Origin of the sequence: Apilactobacillus kunkeei (genome assembly GCF_001308195.1) — a bacterium.
GTDB lineage: Bacteria > Bacillota > Bacilli > Lactobacillales > Lactobacillaceae > Apilactobacillus > Apilactobacillus kunkeei_C.
This window is the reverse complement of sequence record NZ_JXDF01000019.1, coordinates 1-23,023: the sequence shown is the minus strand read 5'-3', so window position 1 is coordinate 23,023 and position 23,023 is coordinate 1. Positions and strand designations below refer to the sequence as shown.

Sequence of the window (23,023 nt, the reverse complement as noted above, 5' to 3'; positions counted from 1 at the left end):
AAAAAGACTTACGGATTTTCCGTAAGTCTTTTTTAGTGTTGTTGCCAAAAGTGATTCAATTTTTGTTTGGTTTGATTGATGTTAAATGCAGTCGATAGTTGACCCTGGTGCCAATTTCTTGGGAATAACTTTTGGTAACGATTTTGTTTGAATCGTTGATCCATTAAAATGACGTTTCCGACATCCTGGTTGGTTCGAATCAATCGACCGGCCGCCTGAAAAACGTTGTTTAATCCCGGTAGTTGGTATGCAAAGTCAAAGCCATGACCGTTTTCGGCATCGAAGAAGTACTTGATGAGGTCGTTTTCTGGATTTAATCCAGGTAATCCAACTGAGACAATCCCGACCCCAATGAGGTGGCTACCCTTAAGGTCGATTCCTTCACAGAAAATACCACCCAGTAGGGCAAAGCCGACCAAAGTGTCATTGTCATCACGTTTAAATGTATCGATGAATGATTGGCGCTCTTCTTGACTCATTTCACTTTCCTGAACTAAAACGTCGACGGTTGGATTCTGTTTTTCAAACGCTTCGACGACATCGTTTAGATACTTACCAGATGGCAAGAAGATGAGGTAGTGACCACTCTTACTGCTAATCATGGCGTTGATAGTATCAACAATTGGTTGAATACTGCTCTTTCGCTTGGCGTAGGTGGTTTGAATGTAGTTGGTAATAATCACCTGTTGGTTGTTTGGATTAAACGGCGAATCGATTTCATAGACGAGGCTGTCCTCTTCATCCCCCAAGACACGTTGATAGTAGTCCATTGGTGAAAGGGTGGCTGAGAACAAGACGGCACTACCACCGAGTTTGAGTGACTCACCGATAAATGGGCTGGGATCCATGCAGAATAGTTTGATGATAACGTTTTGGTCACGGTCGTAAAACATTCTGGTCTTAAACGTATCGTCGTATAGTTCTGCGATTCGTTGAAAACTAAGCAAGGTGAAGTAGTAATCGACAATCGCGTCGTTTAATTCTTCATCTTTTTCGTCCTTACCCAGCCAATCTGAGATGACATCACAAAGCTTATTGAGCTGTTTGACAAACGCACTGGGTGGATTATCCAAGTGGACGTATTCTTCGTCACTTTCGGTTAGCGGCTTGACGTTTAATGTGTATGAACGGCGGAATGATTTCAATGCCTTATGCAGTCTTTCGTTGTCCTCTCGGTCCTTGGTGGCCTTGATTAAGTCGGGCAACACCTTGTTGGAGATTGCCGCTGAGTACATGTCGCGGGAACGATTGACCAGGTTATGGGCTTCATCGATTAAGAAGATGTTGCTGGGGTCTTCGACCGTGAAGAAACGTTGGAGGTGCACTTGTGGATCAAATAGGTAGTTGTAGTCACAAATGATGACGTCACAGAATTGACTGAGGTCGAGGGAGAATTCGAACGGGTCAATCTTGTACTGTTCGGCGTATTGTTGAATGACGTCAAAGTCGATTTGATCAACGTGTTCCAAGACATCCTTGATGGCCGGTTTCAAACGGTCGTAGTAACCAATCATGTAGGGATTATCCTCTGGTTTCAAATCCTTTTCGGCCTCAAAGGTAATCTTTTCTTTGGCGGTTAGTGTGATGGTCTTGGCTTTTAGCCCTTTATCCATCATTAAGTCCATCGCTTCCTTGGCGACGATACGGGTGCTTTGTTTAGCGGTCAGGTAAAAAATGCGGTTGGCTAGTTCTTGGCCCATTGACTTAACGGCGGGAAAGAGTGTCGAAATCGTCTTCCCGGTTCCAGTAGGGGCTTGGGCAAACAAGTGCTTGTGATTGGCGATTGTTTTGTAGACGACTGCGGAAAAGTTGCGTTGGCCGTATCTGAATTCTTTAAACGGAAAGGCCATTTGATTGGCGGTCTTGTTTCTCTCCTTGATGATATCGGTTCTTAACTTCAACCATTCTTCGTATTCGCTGATAAGGTTGTCGAAGAACTTTTGGGCCTCATCTCGACTGATGGTGATTTCGTTATCAGTGATGATTTCATCTGGCGTTTGAACGTAGGTAAGGGTTAGCTTGACCGCATCTAGTTCGTCGAATTTTTGCATCAAGAAATAAGCATAGACCTTCACTTGCCCCCAGTAGAGCGTCATGATGCTTTCCGGTAAGTCCTTAAATTCAACGTCGGACGTTTTAATCTCTACGATTTCGGCATCCTTACCGTCGATTAAGACACCGTCGGCACGGCCTTCGATGTGAAAGTCGATGTCGTTAATTTTGAGTTTGGTATCCAAATAGTATTCACTCTCAAAGTGCATGTACTTGCTCTTTTGGAGTTTGCGGTGAATTTGGGCGCCTTTTCGCGCAGTATTGGAGCTATTCAAACGAGCGTTTAGGTCACCACTACGTAGTGTGAATTCGACTAAGTCTCTGATTCCGATTCGATTCAAGATGGTTCCTCCTTTCGTTTAGCATTGATATGTAATTTGTAACAGAATTGTAACTTATGAAAAAATTTTTGATGTGCTAGGCTAAATTATAGAGATAAAAGAAAGGGGTATATTTATGCCTAGAGGATTTAAAGAAGAATTAATGTTTACAGGGATGATGGCCGGACTTATGGTTATCGTTATGGAAGCATATAACATCGCGATGGCCAGCGGAATTCACACCGGTTTTATCGTCGAAGTACTAGTGGGCTACCCACTTGCATTAGTAGTTGCCGCCATCTTAGATTTAGTGTTAGTTGGCCCAGTCGTTAAAGCTATCTTTTTCAATTATATATTCAAACCAGAATGGGAACAAACACCAATTAAGATTGCGCTATGCATTTCAACCATGATGGTACTTGGCATGGTGACCTTAATGTCACTATTTGGTATCATCGTTACCTTTGGTTTTGAAAACATCACATGGGCAATGTATGGTCGTGCATGGATCTTAAACCTATGCCTAGCATTACCACTACAATTAGTGATTGTTGGACCAATCTGTCGCTTACTATTAGGTAAGATTCAAGCCGCAATTGATGAAAAATAATCATGAAAAGCTACCGGATATACGGTGGCTTTTTTTATTTCCTTGATTAAATCTAAATTTAGATAAATAATTACTGAAAAATATTCAAAATACCGTTATTATATAGGTAGAATAAGAATTCGAGGAGATATAACATGATTAAAATTGTGACGGATTCAACAGCTCTAATTCCAGAAGAAACTGTTAATAAGTACGACATTAAAGTAATCCCATTGAACGTCAACATTGGTACTCAAGCTTACCAAGATGGCATTGATATGGATGGTCAAAAACTAATTCAACACATCAAAGACAATCCCAAGGGTGACTTTCCAACTACCAGTCAACCTTCAATCGGTCAATTCGTTGAAGTATACAACGAACTAACCAAGGATGGCGACACTGTCTTATCACTACACATGACCGATTTATTAAGTGGAACTGTTCACGCCGCCAGCCAAGCTAGTGAAATTGCTGATGGCGACGTTAAAGTGGTTAACACTCACTACATCGACCAAAGTCTAGGTTTTCTAGTGGTTCAAGCAGCTAAGATGGCTCAATCAGGTGATTACACCCGTGATCAAATCATCGACCACGTGAACCACGACATTGAAAACTCCGAACTATACATCGGTGTAAGTACATTGGAAAATCTAGTAAAGGGTGGTCGTATCAGTAAGGCAACTGGTATCATTTCAAAGATGATGAACCTACACGTTGTCTTCAAACTACTACCAGATGACCTAAAGCTACAACTAAAGGGTCGCGGTAAGAAGACCATCACCAAGTGGTTAGACCAATTCTTTGAAACTAACGCTAACACCAACTACAAGTTCATTGGTATCAGCTACACTGGTAGTGACGAATTTGCGATGGCATTAAAAAAACGTCTGGAAGAACAATTCCCAAACGTCAACGTATTAGTTCAATATACTTCATCAATTGTTTCAGTTCATACCGGTGAAAATGCATTTGCCATCATGACTTGTAAACAAGATGACTAAAGATAACTGAAAAGATAATTCCTAAAATGGCACCAATGATAGGTCCTAAGAAAGGGACCACTGCATATCTCCATTGTGATAGGCGTTTATCGTAAGTTCTGGAAAAGAAGAAACGAGGAACTAAATCACGAGTTGGATTAAATGCGGCCCCAGTGATTGGAGCAACGATACTTATGATAATCATCATTAGTAATGATGAGAATAAGGTCTTGATCCACCATTGAGCATTGATGTCATTTTGCATTTCTGTATTAACGATAATCAAGAAGGTCCCGATGATTTCCCACTTGAAGTTACGCTTCCAATTGTTGACGTCGCGAGGGACGGTCGCATAGAAGTTCAAGTTCAAGGGAAGACTAGCCAACCATTTTGACCAAACGGCCTTAACGGTTAGTGATGCTAGCCAGGCACCGAGGATTTGGGTAAGCACTTCACCGATCATTAGCCACCAGTGAATTTGGTGGTTAACGGCTAGGGTGAGAGATACAACCGGATTGTATTCGGCGGTCCCAAAGAAGAAAGTCGTTATAAGGGATGGAAGCAGGATACTAATACCCCAGTAAAATCCGGTAATAAAACGGTTTTGTCCTTTGGGGAATAAGAAGTAGTTAATGATAACACTGGTTACTAATCCCAAGGATAACATTATGTAGGTTCCGATAAATTCGCCTAATAATAGTTTCATTTCCATCCCTCCTTTAGCTGTCTACAACTGATACATTATCACTAATCTTAATAAAATTAAAACCATATCAGATAAAAAGTGAAATCATTTCTTGGTTTCACTTTTTGTTTGCGTTTAGTTGGTTAATGATGTTGATAACGTCTTGTTTGTTCACGAGACGGTGTTCTAAGGTGTTATAAAACATGGGTTGATGTTGTTCGATGATTTTACGATCGGAAACGTTTCCCGATAGATAGGCGACGTCACAGGCATCCTCGATGTTTTCAATTGCTGGAAAACCAGCCGCACTCATGACACTGCCCAAGACAGTATCGGCGTCCTCGTAATTTAAATCATCCAAGTATTTGTCGTAATTCATCAATCCACCACCTAATCTTTAATAGAAGATTATTATACAAATAGGTGGGAAAACTTGCTAGCAAATAGCTTTTACTAGTCGAAAATATAATAATACGGTAATATATTATATTAGTTAAATTAGTATGGTATTCCTCGGCGGGAACAATCGATAGGCATATCGACAGGTGGGCTCGCGTTAGATAGGCGCGAAGGAAATACTATACGAAGGAGACTTGTTATGCAAAGTCGAAATAAATGGTTTGCATTGGTCGCAGTCTGTCTAGGATTCTTCATGGGTCTTTTGGACGTGACCGTTGTAAACGTTGCTCTACCAACCATTCAAACTAGCTTTAACAGTAGTTTTAGTCAATTGCAATGGGTCATTAATGCTTACACATTAATGTTTGCGGCCGTGTTGTTCCTAATTTCTAAGTTAGGGGACTTAATAGGGAGAAAACGCATTTTTATCATTAGTTTGGTATTGTTCTCTGCTTTCTCACTAGCATGTAGTGTCGCACCAAGTATTACTTGGTTAATCATCTTCCGTGGTATTCAAGGAATCGGTGGTGCCGGAATGCTTAGCCTTTCCATGAGTATCATTGCCGACATCTTTGAAGGCCCATCAAGAGGACTAGCTCTTGGAATCTGGGGAAGTGTCGCTGGGCTATCCACCGCACTTGGCCCATTGTTCGGGGGAATTCTACTTAGCTTTTTTAGTTGGGAATCCATCTTTTGGATGAATATCCCAATCGGAGTGATTGCACTATTTATGAGTGCCAGATACATTCCAACCTCCAAGACATTCAATAGTGGCAAAATCGATTTTATTGGAATGCTATTATCATTTGCCTTTATGTTCTGCATTATTTTAGGCTTAATTCAAAAAGAAACCCACTATGGATACTCTTGGTTCGATATGCACGTATTTGCCTTGTTGGCAGCTGGGGTTATTCTAATCGCCATTTTTGCCGTTTGGGAAAAGCACTTTTCCAGTCCAATGCTAGATCTAAGTTTGCTAAAAAACAGACAGGTAGTTGGAAGTGCCATTTCCAATTTAACATTGGGAATTGCCATCTATGCAGCATTTAGCTACATCATCGTGCTATCACAAAACTACATGGGCTATTCCGCACTACAAAGTGGGGCGCAACTAATGTTGATTAGTGCGTTTTCACTTGTGATTGGCCCCATTTCAGGCAAGATTTCCACTAAGATTAATCCGGGACTAATCATCAGTTTTGTATTAATTTTAGCCGGTGTCGGGATGTTTGTCCTACCAATCTTCTTGGGTAACCAAAACCATTGGTACGGTTTGATTCCTACATTCGTAACACTAGGTTTGGCCAATGCGTTCGTTAATCCGCTATCATCTAACATTGCCGTTAGTTCCGTTGAACCAAAGGAAATTGGGATGACATCTGGATTACTAAACGTTGGGAAGCAATTCGGAACCAGTCTAGGACTAGTCGTATTAGGATTAGCCTTAACCGACACTTATAACGATCACTTAGTTACATCTAAGATGGGTGATTCATTGATGCACGTGTTCCAAAACGCTGGACCATTTGCTGGAAGTGAAATCGCTGAAAAGATGCATAACTCATCATTGTTATCGATTGTCCACAATGCCTTTTATCGAGGAATTGATAGCGTGGCGGTTACAGATGGTTTCATCTTTATCGTTGCCGGAATTCTTTGCTACATCTTGTTATGTGTAAGAAACAAAAAGAGTAAATAAAAAAGTCGCTTTTAAAAGCGGCTTTTTTTAGTGGCGACTGGATTGGTGACCACCGTTATTTGAAAGTTTAATGTTGTTTCGTTTGAACTTTTGTTGAGCTGAATCTGGTTGGAAATCAAAGTGATGCATACGACCGTTGTAAGGTTTGCCAGCCATCTTTATTTGTACCCAGTCAGCCATGATGCGTTGCATGTTTTGCGCTGCTTTCACGCGGCTTTCAATGCCTTCGGTCTTAGCAGCTGGTTCGATATTATCTCTCAATTGATTGATCAACTTTTGGTGGTAGACCAATAGTGATTGGGTCAAAGGAGAGTCCTTGTATGAGTTGAATAGGCGTTCGATAAAACGCATTGCGTCTTTTGAGTTTTTGGGTTCGTAAAATCTTTCGTTATTATCCATAATTGCCTCCAAAAAAATAACCATCATGCATATTATACATGATGGTTATCATTTTACATTGATTAGTCTTCCAATTCAATTTGACCAGTTAAGCTGAATAAGAAACTTAATAGGACAGCTAGGAAACCACCAACAACGATACCATTGTCTAGGATGATTTGAGCAGCTTGTGGAAGTGATCTGAAGATTTGTGGGTAAACTGTTACACCAATACCAGTACCAACTGATAGGGCAACGATTAATAGGTTCGCATTCTTGTTGAAGTCAACGTTTTGTAAAATACGGATACCTTGAACCCCAACCATACCAAACATTACAACCATGGCACCACCAAGTACTGAACTTGGAATGACAGTTGCCACAGCACCAGCCTTAGGAAGTAGACCTAAGATTAATAGGAATAATCCGGCGTAGTAGATTGGGCGTTTAGTCTTAATACCTGATAGTTGAACCACACCAACGTTTTCTGAGAAAGTTGAGTATGGGAAGGTGTTGAAGACACCACCAAGCATAGCGGCGATACCTTCAGCACGGTAACCGTTAGCTAGGTCCTTTTCACTTAGCTTACGACCAGTTAAATCAGCAAGTGCCAAGAAGACACCGGTTGATTCCACCATGGTAGTTAGTGATACTAAAATCATGGTTAGAATAGCTGACCAACTGAAGTGTGGTGTACCAAAGTAGAAAGGTTGTGGGAAGTGGAACCAGCTAGCTTGAGCGACTGAAGCAAATGAAATCATGCCAAGTGCATAAGCAATCACAGTTCCGACTACCATCCCAACCAATACAGAGATTGATCTGAAGAAACCTTTTCCAAAGATGTTAATCAAGATAATAACGGCCATAGTAATTAGACCGACGATTAAATCGTGAGGGTCGGCGAAGTTCTTAGCTGAAGCGTTTCCACCACCCAAGTTTTGAACGGCAACTGGTACTAATGAGAAACCAATGATGGTAATTAGTGAACCAGTAACTACTGGTGGGAAGAACTTACGTAGTTTCGCGAAAAGTCCTGAGATTAAAAATACGAATAAACCTGAACAAATAATAGCTCCATAAATATATGCGACACCTAAAGTACCACCAATAGTTTCAAGTGGTGTGATAACTTGTACCGCACATCCCAATACAACAGGAAGACCAATCCCCGTAAGTGGGGTCTTCTTAAGTTGTAATAGTGTGGCAATCCCACACATAAAAATATCTGCAGAAACCAGGTAAGTCATTTGAGCTGCATTGAAGTGTAAGAAAGCACCAATTAGCAATGGGACGATAACGTCACCTGAATACATTGCTAACAAGTGTTGGAAACCTAAAATGGCAGCCTTAAATTGGGATACCTGTTGCAAATTGCTTTCATGATTATCCAAACAAAATTCCTCCTAATATTTAATTATTACCCTGAAAAATAAAAAAGCCTCAATGCTAGAAAAAGCAAAGAGACCTTCATCTTTTTGCTTATAGTCCGAACTTTACGGTTCCGGGTAGAAACTTACCAACCTTATTATGGTAAATATATAGGCAATAACTGATTTAATTTTGTAATTCAATATTAGACGAATTTCTAAAAAAAAGCAATCCTTATAATGAATATAATTGTTCACTTTCACAAATATAATGTACAATGGAAAGTACTATTTGATACAAACGAGGGGGGATAATCTTGAAGCATATTTTAGCAATTCACACCGGTGGAACTATTTCAATGTCTCAAGACGAAAGCGGGGAAGTTGTTCAAAACGAACAAAATCCAATCGCCAATCAACAAGATAATTTATTAGATCAAGGAATCGATATTACTAATGAGGAGATTTTTAACTTACCATCTCCACATATGACCCCTGATAGAATGCTTGAAATCGCTAATCGAATTAAGGAAGCAAGAAAGCAAGGATACGACGGTGTCGTAGTTACCCACGGTACCGATACCCTAGAAGAAACTGCCTACTTCTTGGACTTAACTTTGGCCAATGATTTTCCAGTTGTCGTAACTGGTGCCATGCGTTCATCAAACGAAATTGGTTCAGATGGTCTATACAACTTATTGAATGCTGCAGCAACTGCTGCTAGCCCACAAGCTAAGAACAAGGGTGTCTTGGTGGCGATGAACGATGAAATTCACACCGCCAGATACGTTACTAAGACCCACACTACCAACGTGGCGACTTTTAGAACACCAACATTTGGTCCAATCGGAATTATTTCCAAACATGAACCAACATTTTACCAAGAACTAATCCAAAGTGAAGTCGTCAACGTTAATTCACTAGTGGACCACGTTTATCTAATCAAGGCTTTTGCCGGCATGGACGGCACCTTGTTTGACGCTTTAGATAATGATCAAACCAACGGTCTAGTAATCGAAGGACTAGGTGCTGGTAACCTACCTCCTGAAACATTAGATTCAGTAAAACGTTTAGTCGACAGAAACATCCCAGTCATTTTGGTTTCCAGATGTCTAAGTGGGGTTGCCCAAGACATCTACGCCTACGAAGGTGGAGGAATTCAACTGGAAGAAATGGGCTTAGAATTCTGTCACGGTCTAAACGGACAAAAAGCACGTATTAAATTAATCATTGCGTTAAGTGCGCACAAGTCTGGTGAAGAGTTAGCTAGATTTATGAGTAACGCAATATCATAGAGTGAGGGATGTTTATGAACTCTATCATTGCAGATTTAAATGCAGCAATGAGCAAGAAACAACTGGTGAATATCTACTTAAACACTGGTGATATTTTTTACACCGGCTATATTGAAACTTATAACGATGACGAGGTCATCATTGCCACATACGAATCCAGTGGTCTGGCCGATGGATACGTCGCAATGAAGACTTCCATCATCGAGAGTGTGGAACGCCAAAGTGAAGACCTAGACAGCATCAAAGAAAAGATGTTAATCGCAAAGGACGAGGGATTAATGGAATCCAAACCCAGCGAATTACACTTTGATTCCAACAACAACTTGTTCCCACAAATTCTAATTCAAGCATACTTAAACCAAGAGGTTATCCTAATTCACGACAATGAAGCGGAACGTTTCTACACAGGGATGGTTAAGAAAATCAGCAATGATTCCTTTAAGTTCTTACGCATTAACAAGTTTGACTTCATGCAAAACGAGTTGGTCACCATGGGCTTTAACCAAAGCATGATCATTGAATTCCAAGGTCGTGAACTAAGTGTCATGAGTAAGGTAATGGGAAAGGTTAAGGAACAAAACATTGCCAAGACCGCCGAATCAATCAACAACATCATCGATTTATTGAACGATTCATTCCATCATCACAACCTAGTCGAAGTTCGTTGTCGATACAATGACCACTTCTTCTATGTCGGTGAGGTCATCATGTTAAACGACAGTGGTGCCATCCTGAAGGTGGTCGACATGTCAGGACAATTCGGTGGATATGTCTTCATTCGAATGAATGGCATTCAAAGAGTCACCGTTGGCAACGATTATCTTGAATTGGTTCAACTAATGAAGGATCAAAACATCGCAGATCATAATGCATCACAACCGGTATTAAACGATTCTCGTGAATTCGACAGTACCGAAGATAATTTAAACGCCATCTTGACGCAATCCATGAACAAGCATCAATTGATTCGCTTGCAATTAAAGTCCGGCAGTAACTTCTTGGGTTACCCGGAAAAGATTGGCCCTGAATCAATGAAGTTCAGTCTATTGGATGAAACAGTTAACTTCTTCATTTACGGACAAAAGATTCCGTTAAATGACATCGTTGAAGTTGGTTTTGAATACATCTATGCTTATCTAGACGAACAACGTCTAAGAAGAAAAGGCGATATGTAATAAAAAAAGGAACCCGATATTTCGGGTTCCTTTTTTATATTATTAAGGAAAATTTATAAAAATATATGAAAAAGTGATGCTATAATGACCCAGAAAAGGGGGATATTATTATGTCAAATATATTGGAAACAAATGGTTTAACCAAAAAATTTCATAATCAAATTGCTCTAGATAATGTATCTATACATATTCCTGAGGGAAAAGTTTATTGCTTGCTAGGACCAAATGGAGCAGGAAAAACGACATTAATGAAAATAATAACCGGAATGATGCAGTCGTCATCGGGAAAAGTTTACTTTAATGGAAAAGATTGGAATAGAGAGGTTCTAAATGATATAGGATCATTAATTGAAAATGCACCTATTTACGGAAATTTGACTTCATACGAAAATTTGGAAGTAGTAGCCAAACTTAGAGATGTCCCTAAAAGTAGAATTGATAAGGTATTAAAACAAGTAGGATTAGACAATAATAAAAAGAAATCCAGAGATTTTTCTTTAGGAATGAAACAAAGACTAGGAATCGGATTAGCTCTTATATCTAATCCTAAGTTATTAATTTTGGATGAACCAACTAACGGGTTGGATCCTGTTGGAATTCAAGAATTAAGAGAATTAATAAAGAAACTCACTCAGCAGGATATTACTGTCTTAATTTCTAGTCATGCTCTCTCAGAAATGAGTCATTTGGCTGATGAAATTGGAATCATTGTTAAGGGAAAACTTAGACTTGAGAAAAAATATGATAGCGATGAAGATTTGGAAGATTTATTTCTAAAAACGATTAGCGAGGTGTAAAAATGATAAGACTAATTGATATGGAAATTTTAAAAATCAAGCGTTCTTCAATTATTTGGACATTAATATTTGTACCTGTTTTGTCAGTCATTTTAGTATCATTTTTATTCAGTAATAATACATTTGCCTTGCAAAGTTTGTTAAATCAATGGAGTATCTTATGGATTATTTTGTTATCTTCATTAATATCGGGACTTTCACATCATAGGGAAAATGTATCTACTCAATATAAAATGATATTAAGCTCATCCAATAACTTATTTAAGTACGAATTTTGTAGAATAATATCACTTGATATCATGTTTCTAATTGGTAATTTAATATTATTAATTTTAGTTTTTTTAACATCAACTTTTTTACAAAGTACTGTTAGCTTGTCTCATTTAGTTCTCGCTATTATTGTTATGTATATAAGCAGTATGTGGATGATACCATTCTTCTTAATGATTAGTAGATTACTGAATATGTTCTTTAGCATATTGATCGCTTTTTTTGGAATGATTGTAGGAGTCATTTGTGCGGGTAGTAGTTATGCCGGTTTTATACCTTTTAGCTGGTCTTCTATAACAGTTTCTTCTATTACAAAAATGAATGTAAACGGTGTTCCCATGGATACCAATAAAATCACATCATTTCCAATCGAAAGCATTTTGTTTTCATTATTGTTTTTCATATTAATGATTATTATTGAAAGTTACCTGTTTACCAAACAGGAGGTAAGCAATGTTTAATATATTCATGTCGGAAATTATTAAATTAAAGAGGAGCTATATTGGATATATTCACATAGCGACTATGATAATTTATCCAGTCTTATTATCTGTTTTATTAGGCCTTAATAGATATATGAAAACACAACAAACTATCATGGTAGATTTTTTTATTATTATATCAATTGCCAGTCCCGTTATGATTTCTATTTTAGCCGCAATGTTTAATGATAGAGAGGTAAAGGCAGGAGAATATAAAAATGAATTAAGTACTCCATATCATCCTGTAAATGTCATTCAGATTCAAATTTTGTTTTATATAATATTGTATTTTTGTGAAATAACATTATCTTTTGTTATTTACTGGATAATTTTACGGTTGTTTTTTAATGTCATGTTTTTACCCTTTTACTATTGTATTCTTTTTTGTATATTTTTTTCTAGTTTATCAATCATACAATATTTCATGTCATTTATTATTGCTAAAATGTTTAATACGACAGGGGTTCTAATTTTTGGATTTATGGGATTTATATTATCTGCTCTGTCTGAGACAGTTATTTTTGATAAAAGTTGGATAATTTTACCATGGGCATGGCAAATTAGAACTATTGGTTTGTTTAAAGTTAACATTGTAAGTAACAAAAATCAGTTTGTAGAATATATTAGCTTGTATATATCGGCAGTTATAATCACAATTGTTGTTTTTGTGATTGTTAGAAAACTTTTTAAAATGAGCTTTAAATAAAAAAGGAACCCGATTTTTCGGGTTCCTTTTTGCTTAGCCTAATTTTTGTTTGATTATATTTACTTCATCCTGATTTGGAGATCTACGCATGCTTTTAATATCATGCAACTCTTCTACACTAAAATGTAGGTTATAAGCCAATAATGTATCTGGGATATCATTATTTTTCTGATAAGTAACAATTTCTTCAGCAATCTTATTCAATTTACGATTCATAAGAACCCTCCTAACAAAATCCATCCGACAATTACATTATAACTTATTTTAGTATAAGCAGAAAAATAAAATCTAAAAAATCAGGATAATTTGGATAGCAATAAGTACGACTATAAAAATTAGGTAGTCAGTGGTTTTAATTGTAATTTTTTTAAAATGGGTTCTGCTACTTCCTTCAACAAATAAATGTGAATTCATTCCTTGGGCTAGTAGGGTGGACCAGTTCATCGCAGCCAGGATTGACTTGAAGTAAAGGGTAGGTGAAACATACGATAAGTGTACGTTTCTCATTTTAGCAGCTAACTTGATATCAATAATTTCTTGTTTGATAGTTTCAATCAAGTTAAAGGCTCCCATGACTCCGTAGGCAAACTTGCTGGGTACGCGAAAGTTTTGTTCTAGACTTCCAGCCAAATCCTCCATGGATGTTTTACAAGTGTACGTGCCACCAAGGGTGACAAACGCATATAGACGTGTCACCAATAAGATACCATATTGATAATTACCATTAATCTTTTGAGCGAAATAAATTCCAATCGCAGGAATTAATGTAACAAATAATAAGTATATAATTCGCTTGAAAGAAGCGAAAAAGATTAGATAAATTAGACTAACGATAAAAATAACTAGATTTAGTCTAACTGATGTTGTAAATGAGATTTCCAGTGCAATCACTAACATCATCAGTAGTTTTAATACGGGATTCATTAAAAGGCCTCCTGATAAGATAGTTTGTGATTATCAAAGGCTAAATGGTAATCAATTAAGTTTTCTAGACCATGTGTTTGGTGAGATATAAGTAATTGAGTTTGACCATTTTGCTTTGCTTGATTCAATAAATCAACAACCACGGCAATATATTCAATGTTGATACCATTAAAAGGTTCGTCTAAAAGAAGAAGTGAGTGTCCCATCATAACCATGCTTAGGATTTGTAGTCGCTTTTTTTGGCCATCACTTAAAGAGTAAATGACACGATCGGACAACTCGTCTAGGCCAAGACGGTGAGTGAATTCTGCGATTTGTTTGTCGTTAAACCAGTTGTTGAATGCATTCTTCTTGGATAGTTCTAATTCGTCTTCAACAGTGATTTTAATGAATTGCTTGGTTGATTCTTGGAAAATCATCCCAACGTTTTGTAAGTATTTATTTAAACGGATTTTGCGAATTGATTTGTGGTTAAAATTAATTTCACCATCAAAATCGTGCTGTTTGATAAATGTTTTGAACAAACTTGATTTACCACATCCGTTTGGACCGGTAATTAAGGTTGTCTTTGCTCTAATTAAGTCTAAATCTAAATGATTTATTAAATTCATGTCATAGTTGGCAATTGATAAATCTGAACAGTTAATTATGGTTTCTCCAACAACTTCGCTTGTTAGTGGACGATTTGTGGAGTCGTTAAATTGATTGAATAATTTAAAAACTGCCGCATCATCTAATGGTTTAAACGTTGTGTCGTCTTCATCAAAACCAATTAACTGATCGATTTGATTTTCGTATCCCATAAGATCGTGATCGATACCGATGACAATCTTGCCTGATTCTTTTAGCTGGCTCAATAGACTAATGAGTTCCAGACGAGATTTGATATCGACATTAGCGAATGGTTCGTCCAATAGAATCACAGGAGCGTTAATTGCTACGATAATACTTAGCGCAACTTTTTGCTTTTCTCCACCGGAAAGAGTCTTGAAATCACGTTTTCTTAAATCATTAGTATGAGTAAAAGAAAGAGCATCTTCAATAATTTGATTCATTTTATCAGGTTGAATCTGAAGATTTTCAAGTGTGAAGATGAATTCGTCTTCCACGGTAGTCATACAGAATTGTTGCATTGGATCTTGAAACATCATGGAAATAGTCTGACGTAATTGCCATTCTGAAAATTCTGAGATGTTTTGATTATTAAAATTGATAACGCCGTTGATTGTACCGTCGTTGTATTGTGGATAAAATCCTGCGATTGTCTTCAAAAGCGTTGATTTACCAGATCCAGAAGGACTGTATATCAACGACATTTGATTAGATTCGAAGTCCAGGCTAACCCTTTTAAAAGTCGGCTTCGAAGTACCAGTGTATTGGTATGTCAAATTGTTAATCGATAAGTTATTCAAAAAATGACACTCCTATTATTTGATAACGTGACTCTTTTCCAACATGTTGGCGATAAGTTTGGATAACACACCACCAAAGATGAAAATAGAAATGAATCTGACAATAAACATAATGATAAGTAGGTGAATAGCATAAGCATTGTAACCATTCTTGAACCAGTCATAGATAAATGTAATAACAGTAGTTGAGATTGTAGTTGCAATTACACCTAACCAATCAAAGTGTTTGTATTTAGTGGCAACGAAACCTAATTCAGTTGCAATACCTTGTTCGATACCAGTGACAACTGTTTCAACTCCCCATTGTCCACCTAAGAACATTTCAACGATGGCACCAATCACTTCAGCTAAGAATGGAGCACCAGGACGTTTGAAAATAAAACCAGCAAGTGGGGCTGCCATTATCCAAAGTCCAAGTAGTAGATCGTTAGCAAGAGGTGCTAGACCATAAGGAGTAAGTGCAAGACTTACTGCGTTGTATAAGAATCCTGTGGCAAAAAAGATAATTCCACAGATAATTGAGATTAATGTAAGTAAAATGATGTTTCTAAGTGACCATGTGTTTTTCATAGTTTCCTCCAGAAAAAAAGGACCCCAAACAATATGTGTTCGGAGTCCAATTTATTTTTATAAATTAGTAAAGCATTAAAAATAAAAGGGTTGTTTTCCTTCGCAGGGATTATCCTGAATCAGGTACTATGGGTATGAATCTCAGCCGAATGCCGGCACCCCAAACATTAATTATCAATTTAAATCAACTATACTATTTATTAAAATTAAATGCAATACTTATATTTTTATTAATAATTTTAAAGCGCTAGATACCTTGTCGTAACAGCGATTTCGTGGTAACTTTAGATAGTGAAATTATGATAAATGGAAGTAAAAATGAATGAAGAAATCAGTGAAAAGACTAACAATAATATTCGTCGCGGCGATTGGATTAGGGGCATACGAACAATTTAATAATCCATTCTCATTTATTCGCCAAGAATACACCAAAATAACAAACTCAAAACAAGGTTATCAACCTGACTACCAACAAGATTCACAAACCTATAAGACCGACTTAATTAAGGTGTCACAGGACAAAGTAAAGAACGCGAGTGCTGCTGTGGCACTAGACTCTACCAAGAATAAGGTAATTTATTCACAAAACGGAGACAAGAAGATTAAGGTCGCATCATTAGCTAAACTAATGACCTTATATCTAGCGATTCAAAAGGCCGAAAAGACCAACGGCTGGAATCAAGTAGTCGACACCAGTAACAAGGGACTAAAGAAACTAGGTGACGACGTTGAACTAGGTGGCTTTAAGTTCAAGGATGGCCACAAGTACACCGTTAGTGATTTATTTAAGGCCGCTTTAGTCCAATCATCCAACAATGCGGCAATCGCGTTGGGTCAATGGGTAGCAGGTTCTAATGTTAAGTTCGTCAAGATGATGAACGAACAAGCCAAGGCATGGCATTTAGACGCTACCTTTGTGTCATCATCAGGACTAGAAAATAGTGACTTAGCTAAGTTTGGTTACGCTCAAGTCGGTGGCAAAGACGATGCCAACATGATCTCAGCCAAGAGTATCGCAATCATTGCCGATCACGTCCTATCAATTTATCCAAAGGCAATTGATGATGCCAAACAAGTATATGAAAAAGTTGATGGTCAAACATTATTTAATGAAAATAGTTTACTACCTGGTAGACCATTCTACGATGAAAGTTTGCATGTTGATGGATTAAAAACGGGATATACTGTTGCCGCTGGATTATGTCTAGTTGCGACAGCTCAACAACCAGGAAAAGATCGAGTGATTACAGTTGTTGTTAATGATTATGCTGAATTTTCTGACACTGCGAAGTTAATAAAACTAGTGAATAATCACGATTCATCATTGAAATAATAATAGTTAGCATAAGAATTTTGTATTTTTATTAAAATAGTGTAAAATGGTAAAGTATCTTTGATTACTAGTATAAAGGAGAAGATTTATGGAATCGGCCTGGAATATAGTTGGCCTACTTCTTTGGATAATTTTGTTTATTTATGCAATTTTTATTATTCATAACATCGGGGTAAGAAGAAGTAGGCTAATCATAAATGGGCACTACGACTTTTCATTAACTCACCATTTAAAGACGATTGCACAAATCGTCGTGTTATTTGCTGGGATTGGATTTATGTCTTTTGAGACATTCTATCCAAACATTAATGGATCAAATGTTGTCACTTCTCGTGACTTCAAACCATTAATTTTGGATACCAATGGGAACAGCTCTTACTATGTGAAGGTCAAAAGTGGGAATAATTCATCTTTGAATCAGTCTTACTCATATTTGGTTAATGGACAGCGTTTATCAGTATCAAGCTCAGCATCAAGTGTGCTAGTTGGTACTAATAGCGAAATTAATGTTCAAAAGTCAGCGGTTAGATGGAATGATAATGAAGCTAAGATGCTAGACAAGAAATACCAAAGAGCGTGGGTTGCCGACGTAACCGTTACGTATAAAGACAGTTTTTGGAATGGAATCGGATTACATGCAAGACGTCAGTTCAAGAGTTATACTCTAATCCGTATTCCGGATAATTCATTTATTTATAACGAAAAATAAAAAGCCGCTGGATTTAATCCAGGGCTTTTTTCGTTTAGTCTTGTTTTTGTAGTTTCGAGTGGTGAACTCCGTACACAAAGTAGAAGATAAATCCAATCACAATCCAGATACCAACTGAGATCTTGGTAACGTCTGGAAGCATGATGATGAAGAAGATGCTGAATACACCAGCTGCGATTGGTAGGAATGGATACCATGGCATCTTAAATCCTGTGTTTTTAATATCTTTTCTACGACGAAGTTTGATTATACCAAATGAAATAAATGCAAATGCAATCAATGTTCCAGCATTAATTAGTGATGCAAGTTGAGTCAATGGAACCAAACCAGCAAAGATAGCTTGAACAATTGTTGCAATGATAATTGCATTTTTGGGTACAGAATGCTTGGAATGAACTCGACCGATGAATTTTGGTAGTAGACCGTCTCGACCAAGTGCGTATACAAGACGTGAACCACCGATAAACATGGTTACCATAGCGGTAAATATTCCGAACAAAGCACCGATAGTAATTAATTTATTGAATGCTGATAGATGAATGATTTGAAGTGCATAAGCTGCTGGATCATCCACGTTTAGTTCTTTGTAATTAACAATTCCAGTAAGAACCATTGAAAAGGCAACATATAAAACTACCGCAAATACAACTGTTCCAATGATTCCTTTAATAACGTTTTTACCAGGATCAATTGTTTCAGCAGAGTTTGATGCTAGTGCGTCAAATCCAATAAAGGCAAAGAATACAGTTGCAGCAGCTGTGAAGATACCACCCATACCAAATGGAGTTGAGTGGAATTGTGCAGGGTAGAAAGGAACATAGTTACTTGTCTTAATGTAGAAAGCACCTATAATAATGAAGATAATGATGATTGCGACTTTCACAATCACAGCAAAGTTTTCAACTCGTTTAGACATTTCAGAACCCATTAGAAGAATACCTGCAATGATTACAACAATCAATACAGCTGAAATATTAATTACTCCACCTTCCATGGGACTAGCTTGCAATGCTGTAGGTAAATGAATTCCGATAGCATCTAAAATATTGTTATTGAAGTAAGCCGCAAAACCTGTTGCTTCTGCAGATACTGCTAGGAAGTATTCAAGGATTAAGGCCCATCCTAAAATCCAACCAACAATCTCACCATAGACAACGGAACCAAATGAATAAGCTGATCCAGCAATTGGCATCGCAGACGAGAATTCAGCATAAGCCATACCAACTAATCCGGAAACGATAGCTGCCATTAAAAAAGCAATTGCGACGGCTGGTCCAGCATGACTAGCTGCTTCATGACCGGGAAGGATAAAAATCCCGGTACCAATAACGGCACCGATACCCAGACCGATTAAGTCCTTGGTGGTTAAGGACTTGGATAATCGTGAATCGGCCTCTAAATAATTGCTAACCGATTCTTTTTTAAATATTTGCATAGATATCAACACCTTTTCTTGTTTATTTGTACTATTAACTATATAATGAGTACCAACATAAGTAAAATTAATAAATTCAATATTTACATAAGAAAAGATGATATAAGATGAATCGATTTATTGTACTAGAAGCAGTATTAAGGAATAAGAGTTTCACCAAAGCTGCTGAACAACTGGGGTATACCCAATCTTCCGTGAGTCAAATGATGTCCAATCTGGAAAAAGAATTCAATATGCACATCCTAAAGCGTTCCAGATCAGGAGTCGAATTGACACCTGATGGTGAAAAACTTTATCCACACATCAGACAAGCACTTCGTCAATATCGTGGATTAATCGACACCGCTAACGCTATTAATGGTCTTCAATCAGGAACGGTCAGAATTGGGGCAATTACCAGTGTTAGTTGTTACTGGTTGCCAGACCTCTTCAAAGAGTTTAAGGCGCTTTATCCACAGATTAATTTCGTTTTAAATCAGGGTGACTATGGAACCATCATCGATTGGTTGAAAACCGACCAAATTGATTTTGCCATCATGACTGCTGAATACGGAGAAGGTTTTAATAAGACGATTGTCCACAACACCAACATGAATGCATTCATTCCCGTTGACCATCCATACGCCAACGCCGATGCTGTGCCAATTGAAGCACTTGCCGATGACCCATTCATCCTAGTTGAGGGTGGTGGATACAGTGAACCACTTGAAGCATTTAAACGTTCAGGTGTGACACCAAACGTTCGCTACAAGATTCAAGATGACTACACGATCATGGCAATGGTCGAAGCAGGACTAGGGGTAAGTATCCTATCCGAACTTGTTTACCGTCGCACTGATTTCAATATCGTAAGTAAGCCGGTAGAACCAAACGTAACGAGACCGGTCGCAATTGTGTATAAGAGTAAGGACGAACTACCAATAGCCAGTCAGCATTTTGCAAAGTTTATTATCGATAGAAAAGAAGAACTCAAATAAAAAAAGCCATTCGAAAAGAATGGCTTTTTAGTTACATGTAAATAGTTGGGTTTTCAACAGGGATGTCTAATAACCCTTTTGCGATATCGTCCCCGGCACGTAAGATTGAATCATTTACACCTGGACGAGGAATGGCTGAGGTAACGAAGTATAAACCTTCGGTATTTAATCCCCATGTGTATAAGTTTGGTTGGCCGACCACTTGATCAGTCTTAATATCGATATCCACAGATGAGTTCTCCACAACTTCACCATCAGATAAAGTGATTGGGAGCGGCTTGATTAACCCTTTATCCATCATGCTGGTGATAACCGGGTTTGCAGAAACCTTGGTAACAGGAGCATTGGTACGTGCTTCAATCAAAGCATCACCATGAATGATTTCTTCACCGTAGAATGCTGAACGAGTAATAAACTTGTGGTTGGCACCGATTACTTGCATTTGAGGGCCGATAATCTTAACGATACCTGCATCCATCAATGCTAAGATTTCTTGGCTTCGAACCGCTGGAGCACCTTGGGATAGGAATTTCATGTCAGAAGAGAAACGACCTAGGTACTTATGCACCAAATCGTCGTTTGTGAATAAGTGATTGGATAACACGTAACGAATGTTGTCACGAAGATCACGTAGCATTTCTAGTGAACCGATGACAGGACCGGTCTTAGAGCCTAGAAGTGCATCGTCGATCATTTCTTTTAACCAAGTTTTGATGTGTTCTTGATAGTTATCCAATGTTGATATCTTTACACCGGCTACCGGGTTCAAAATCTTATCCCAATCAAAAACTTCTTCGATTGGTAGATGGTAACTACCGATTAAAGCGTTGTGGTTATCGGTTTCTCTGAACTTCTTTTGGAAGTCTTCAACATCGATTTCTGGATGTTTTAGACTGAATAAGAAGCTGTAGTAACGATATTCGATGTCCAATCTTAATAACATGTGGAAAACTTCAAAGGAAATGTGACCATCTTTGAGATGTTTATCCACATTTTCGTTGGTTAAAAAGACAGCTGGATAGTTTTCGTTGAATGCCTTTTGACTAATTGCCTTAGGATAGTAAGGCACCCCACGTCTTGAACCAGCGTAGATAGTAGGTTCATCACCTGATGCGTGGTAGGTTAAAGTGTTGTCACCGTTGTCGGTAAAGTATCCACCACGGCCTTCGGTTAGACGGGATACGAAGTCATTAAAACTAAGACCCATTCCACGGATAATCACATTTTGATCACTGGTAATTGTTGATAAGTCTGCTTCATCAGCTTCACCAGGTAAAATGTAGGTTAGCCCACAGTCCTTAGCGTATTTTTGAAGTGATTCTTGGTCTTTGGTTAACTTGTTTTCTTGTTGACCTAGACTGAATACTAGCTTATCAACAGGGTAATCCACATCACCCACAGATACGACGAAAGAATCACCCTTGACCTTTTCGACGTTGTCCACATTTTGGTTGAAGTGAACAGCCAAGTTGATGCTGTCATTGTCCTTAATTTGCTCAACTAATTGTTGGAAGAACCATTGACAGTAAGCACCGCAAATGGCACGAGGGACATAACTTCTGTCGTTAATCTTATCAACAGCTGTTAGTAACTCGTCTTTGTTATCAACATCTAGATTGTTGATAAACTTCTTTGAAATATCTGATTGGCACCATTGCGCAATACTTAGTGCATTTTTTTGTCCATCATCAAATAATGAAAGTTCATTCGCAGGGGTATTCATAATTAGACTAATTGGTTGTTTGACTTTCCAGACACGGCCACCTGCAACGGCACGGTCGAAAAGATGAATTGTTAAGTTGTCATGATCAGATGATTCAAAGTTCTGAATCAAATTGTTAAGCATTAACAGACCACGAGGGCCTGCACCGATAATTCCGATTTTCATTTCGAACACTCCTTTATAATAAGATAATAACATGATTGAAAAAGTGATTTCATTTTTAACGCATTATTTTCTAAAAATGAATATGGATTATGATAAAATAACAGTTAAGGATGGTGTTAATAATGAGTGAATTAATTCCAGAAAACATGGACGAAGTAAAATTAAAGATGGCTCGTATGCTAATCGATGGACACAAGGTAACCGAAGAAGAAGTAATCTTCCAAGCGGTTGCTGATCTATTCCAAGATTATCTTGAAGAAGCTGAAGAAGGTCACTACGACACTTCTAAGCTTGCTGATGATGGAGTAACATTTACAGTTACCGGTATTAGCGGTCGTCAAATTGCTGAATTTAAATCAAATGGAGAAAGTTTTATTGAGGACTTCAAAAAGGACGCATTAGATTTGTGTTTTAGACTAGAAGATGAAGCTCAACGAATTGCTCGACTATAATATAAAAATAAAAAGACGTTGCCAATTTGGCAACGTGAACTGAACCCCTTGAGTTGGAGAAATCTAACTTAAGGGGTTCTTTTATGTTTTCTAAAGAATTAAAATTAGCTGCCATTAAAGATTATT

At 37.8% G+C, this 23,023-nt stretch carries 23 protein-coding genes and 2 riboswitches; of the genes, 12 read left to right on the top strand and 11 right to left on the bottom strand.

Going from position 1 to position 23,023, the window contains the following annotated elements:
• Positions 1–32: 32 nt before the first annotated feature.
• Positions 33–2,396 carry an ATP-dependent DNA helicase gene (locus RZ78_RS05615; protein ID WP_054608383.1) on the bottom strand — a complete coding sequence of 788 codons (2,364 nt, stop codon included), beginning with the start codon at positions 2,394–2,396 and terminating at the stop codon, positions 33–35.
• Positions 2,397–2,508: 112 nt separating this feature from the next.
• Here RZ78_RS05615 and RZ78_RS05610 point away from each other — a divergent pair, with 112 nt between their 5' ends.
• Both RZ78_RS05610 and RZ78_RS05605 read left to right on the top strand, forming a co-directional pair.
• Positions 2,509–2,982, top strand: coding sequence for a DUF2798 domain-containing protein (locus tag RZ78_RS05610; RefSeq protein ID WP_054608382.1), 474 nt, complete (start codon positions 2,509–2,511; stop codon positions 2,980–2,982).
• A 134-nt stretch (positions 2,983–3,116) separates the two neighbouring features.
• A complete protein-coding gene (locus RZ78_RS05605) occupies positions 3,117–3,965 on the top strand; it encodes a DegV family protein (protein ID WP_054608381.1) in 849 nt (282 codons plus the stop codon).
• Here RZ78_RS05605 and RZ78_RS05600 read toward each other — a convergent pair.
• Complete coding sequence (locus RZ78_RS05600) at positions 3,940–4,650, bottom strand: MIP/aquaporin family protein (protein ID WP_054608380.1); 711 nt, start codon at positions 4,648–4,650, stop codon at positions 3,940–3,942. The two genes, RZ78_RS05605 and RZ78_RS05600, sit on opposite strands and share 26 nt — an antisense overlap.
• A 97-nt stretch (positions 4,651–4,747) precedes the next feature.
• The gene (locus RZ78_RS05595; RefSeq protein WP_054608379.1) at positions 4,748–5,008 is read right to left on the bottom strand and encodes a hypothetical protein; all 261 of its coding nucleotides are present in this window, start codon (positions 5,006–5,008) and stop codon (positions 4,748–4,750) included.
• Between the two features lie 219 nt (positions 5,009–5,227).
• Between RZ78_RS05595 and RZ78_RS05590 the strand changes: the two genes are divergently transcribed.
• Positions 5,228–6,727, top strand: a complete 1,500-nt coding sequence (locus tag RZ78_RS05590) for an MFS transporter (RefSeq protein WP_054608378.1) — start codon at positions 5,228–5,230, stop codon at positions 6,725–6,727.
• A gap of 27 nt (positions 6,728–6,754) precedes the next feature.
• Here the strand turns inward: RZ78_RS05590 and RZ78_RS05585 are convergent, their stop codons facing one another.
• Both RZ78_RS05585 and RZ78_RS05580 read right to left on the bottom strand, forming a co-directional pair.
• Complete coding sequence (locus RZ78_RS05585; protein ID WP_053791993.1) at positions 6,755–7,126, bottom strand: hypothetical protein; 372 nt, start codon at positions 7,124–7,126, stop codon at positions 6,755–6,757.
• A gap of 62 nt (positions 7,127–7,188) precedes the next feature.
• On the bottom strand, positions 7,189–8,496 hold the full coding sequence (locus RZ78_RS05580; RefSeq protein ID WP_053791992.1) for a nucleobase:cation symporter-2 family protein: 1,308 nt from the start codon (positions 8,494–8,496) through the stop codon (positions 7,189–7,191).
• A 71-nt stretch (positions 8,497–8,567) separates the two neighbouring features.
• A riboswitch (purine riboswitch) is annotated at positions 8,568–8,667 on the bottom strand.
• Between the two features lie 119 nt (positions 8,668–8,786).
• Between RZ78_RS05580 and RZ78_RS05575 the strand changes: the two genes are divergently transcribed.
• The 5 genes from RZ78_RS05575 (at position 8,787) to RZ78_RS05555 (ending at position 13,197) form a co-directional block, all read left to right on the top strand.
• A complete protein-coding gene (locus RZ78_RS05575) occupies positions 8,787–9,767 on the top strand; it encodes an asparaginase (protein ID WP_272946488.1) in 981 nt (326 codons plus the stop codon).
• Between the two features lie 14 nt (positions 9,768–9,781).
• Positions 9,782–10,942, top strand: a complete 1,161-nt coding sequence (locus RZ78_RS05570) for a hypothetical protein (protein WP_054608376.1) — start codon at positions 9,782–9,784, stop codon at positions 10,940–10,942.
• Positions 10,943–11,052: 110 nt separating this feature from the next.
• Entirely contained in the window at positions 11,053–11,739 is a 687-nt protein-coding gene (locus RZ78_RS05565) for a lantibiotic protection ABC transporter ATP-binding subunit (protein WP_054608375.1), read from the top strand.
• A 2-nt stretch (positions 11,740–11,741) separates the two neighbouring features.
• A complete protein-coding gene (locus RZ78_RS05560) occupies positions 11,742–12,470 on the top strand; it encodes a hypothetical protein (protein WP_054608374.1) in 729 nt (242 codons plus the stop codon).
• Positions 12,463–13,197: a hypothetical protein gene (locus tag RZ78_RS05555; RefSeq protein WP_054608373.1), complete on the top strand. Its 735-nt coding sequence runs from the start codon at positions 12,463–12,465 to the stop codon at positions 13,195–13,197. Before RZ78_RS05560 ends, RZ78_RS05555 begins: the two co-directional genes overlap by 8 nt.
• Positions 13,198–13,230: 33 nt before the next feature.
• Here RZ78_RS05555 and RZ78_RS05550 read toward each other — a convergent pair whose 3' ends face one another.
• The 4 genes from RZ78_RS05550 to RZ78_RS05535 all read right to left on the bottom strand — a co-directional run bounded on the left by RZ78_RS05550 (position 13,231) and on the right by RZ78_RS05535 (position 16,103).
• Positions 13,231–13,413 (bottom strand): LBP_cg2779 family protein, encoded by a 183-nt coding sequence (locus tag RZ78_RS05550; protein ID WP_041153004.1) that lies wholly within the window; start codon positions 13,411–13,413, stop codon positions 13,231–13,233.
• A gap of 72 nt (positions 13,414–13,485) precedes the next feature.
• Complete coding sequence (locus RZ78_RS05545) at positions 13,486–14,121, bottom strand: energy-coupling factor transporter transmembrane component T family protein (RefSeq protein ID WP_054608372.1); 636 nt, start codon at positions 14,119–14,121, stop codon at positions 13,486–13,488.
• The gene (locus tag RZ78_RS05540; protein ID WP_054608371.1) at positions 14,121–15,533 is read right to left on the bottom strand and encodes an ATP-binding cassette domain-containing protein; all 1,413 of its coding nucleotides are present in this window, start codon (positions 15,531–15,533) and stop codon (positions 14,121–14,123) included. Before RZ78_RS05540 ends, RZ78_RS05545 begins: the two co-directional genes overlap by 1 nt.
• A 15-nt stretch (positions 15,534–15,548) precedes the next feature.
• Complete coding sequence (locus RZ78_RS05535; protein ID WP_054608370.1) at positions 15,549–16,103, bottom strand: ECF transporter S component; 555 nt, start codon at positions 16,101–16,103, stop codon at positions 15,549–15,551.
• Positions 16,104–16,181: 78 nt separating this feature from the next.
• A riboswitch (TPP riboswitch) is annotated at positions 16,182–16,276 on the bottom strand.
• A 149-nt stretch (positions 16,277–16,425) separates the two neighbouring features.
• Between RZ78_RS05535 and RZ78_RS05530 the strand changes: the two genes are divergently transcribed.
• Positions 16,426–17,436, top strand: coding sequence for a D-alanyl-D-alanine carboxypeptidase family protein (locus tag RZ78_RS05530; RefSeq protein ID WP_054608369.1), 1,011 nt, complete (start codon positions 16,426–16,428; stop codon positions 17,434–17,436).
• An 88-nt stretch (positions 17,437–17,524) separates the two neighbouring features.
• On the top strand, positions 17,525–18,145 hold the full coding sequence (locus RZ78_RS05525) for an LVIS_2131 family protein (RefSeq protein WP_054608368.1): 621 nt from the start codon (positions 17,525–17,527) through the stop codon (positions 18,143–18,145).
• A 34-nt stretch (positions 18,146–18,179) separates the two neighbouring features.
• On the opposite strand, the gene RZ78_RS05520 is transcribed toward RZ78_RS05525, so the two are convergent.
• Complete coding sequence (locus RZ78_RS05520; RefSeq protein ID WP_054608367.1) at positions 18,180–19,580, bottom strand: APC family permease; 1,401 nt, start codon at positions 19,578–19,580, stop codon at positions 18,180–18,182.
• Positions 19,581–19,687: 107 nt separating this feature from the next.
• Between RZ78_RS05520 and RZ78_RS05515 the strand changes: the two genes are divergently transcribed.
• The gene (locus tag RZ78_RS05515) at positions 19,688–20,557 is read left to right on the top strand and encodes a LysR family transcriptional regulator (RefSeq protein WP_054604950.1); all 870 of its coding nucleotides are present in this window, start codon (positions 19,688–19,690) and stop codon (positions 20,555–20,557) included.
• Between the two features lie 31 nt (positions 20,558–20,588).
• On the opposite strand, the gene RZ78_RS05510 is transcribed toward RZ78_RS05515, so the two are convergent.
• Positions 20,589–22,445: an FAD/NAD(P)-binding protein gene (locus RZ78_RS05510; protein ID WP_054608366.1), complete on the bottom strand. Its 1,857-nt coding sequence runs from the start codon at positions 22,443–22,445 to the stop codon at positions 20,589–20,591.
• A 122-nt stretch (positions 22,446–22,567) separates the two neighbouring features.
• Here RZ78_RS05510 and RZ78_RS05505 point away from each other — a divergent pair, with 122 nt between their 5' ends.
• A complete protein-coding gene (locus RZ78_RS05505; protein ID WP_054450426.1) occupies positions 22,568–22,897 on the top strand; it encodes a hypothetical protein in 330 nt (109 codons plus the stop codon).
• The last annotated feature ends 126 nt before the right edge of the window (positions 22,898–23,023 follow it).

Coding starts and splice junctions, on each gene's coding strand:
- RZ78_RS05545 (WP_054608372.1), bottom strand. CDS start 14,121: ATGAATCCCGTATTAAAACTACTGATGATGTTAGTGATTGCACTGGAA.
- RZ78_RS05550 (WP_041153004.1), bottom strand. CDS start 13,413: ATGAATCGTAAATTGAATAAGATTGCTGAAGAAATTGTTACTTATCAG.
- RZ78_RS05605 (WP_054608381.1), top strand. CDS start 3,117: ATGATTAAAATTGTGACGGATTCAACAGCTCTAATTCCAGAAGAAACT.
- RZ78_RS05590 (WP_054608378.1), top strand. CDS start 5,228: ATGCAAAGTCGAAATAAATGGTTTGCATTGGTCGCAGTCTGTCTAGGA.
- RZ78_RS05510 (WP_054608366.1), bottom strand. CDS start 22,445: ATGAAAATCGGAATTATCGGTGCAGGCCCTCGTGGTCTGTTAATGCTT.
- RZ78_RS05565 (WP_054608375.1), top strand. CDS start 11,053: ATGTCAAATATATTGGAAACAAATGGTTTAACCAAAAAATTTCATAAT.
- RZ78_RS05595 (WP_054608379.1), bottom strand. CDS start 5,008: ATGAATTACGACAAATACTTGGATGATTTAAATTACGAGGACGCCGAT.
- RZ78_RS05610 (WP_054608382.1), top strand. CDS start 2,509: ATGCCTAGAGGATTTAAAGAAGAATTAATGTTTACAGGGATGATGGCC.
- RZ78_RS05585 (WP_053791993.1), bottom strand. CDS start 7,126: ATGGATAATAACGAAAGATTTTACGAACCCAAAAACTCAAAAGACGCA.
- RZ78_RS05515 (WP_054604950.1), top strand. CDS start 19,688: ATGAATCGATTTATTGTACTAGAAGCAGTATTAAGGAATAAGAGTTTC.
- RZ78_RS05520 (WP_054608367.1), bottom strand. CDS start 19,580: ATGCAAATATTTAAAAAAGAATCGGTTAGCAATTATTTAGAGGCCGAT.
- RZ78_RS05530 (WP_054608369.1), top strand. CDS start 16,426: ATGAAGAAATCAGTGAAAAGACTAACAATAATATTCGTCGCGGCGATT.
- RZ78_RS05525 (WP_054608368.1), top strand. CDS start 17,525: ATGGAATCGGCCTGGAATATAGTTGGCCTACTTCTTTGGATAATTTTG.
- RZ78_RS05600 (WP_054608380.1), bottom strand. CDS start 4,650: ATGAAACTATTATTAGGCGAATTTATCGGAACCTACATAATGTTATCC.
- RZ78_RS05535 (WP_054608370.1), bottom strand. CDS start 16,103: ATGAAAAACACATGGTCACTTAGAAACATCATTTTACTTACATTAATC.
- RZ78_RS05560 (WP_054608374.1), top strand. CDS start 11,742: ATGATAAGACTAATTGATATGGAAATTTTAAAAATCAAGCGTTCTTCA.
- RZ78_RS05555 (WP_054608373.1), top strand. CDS start 12,463: ATGTTTAATATATTCATGTCGGAAATTATTAAATTAAAGAGGAGCTAT.
- RZ78_RS05570 (WP_054608376.1), top strand. CDS start 9,782: ATGAACTCTATCATTGCAGATTTAAATGCAGCAATGAGCAAGAAACAA.
- RZ78_RS05505 (WP_054450426.1), top strand. CDS start 22,568: ATGAGTGAATTAATTCCAGAAAACATGGACGAAGTAAAATTAAAGATG.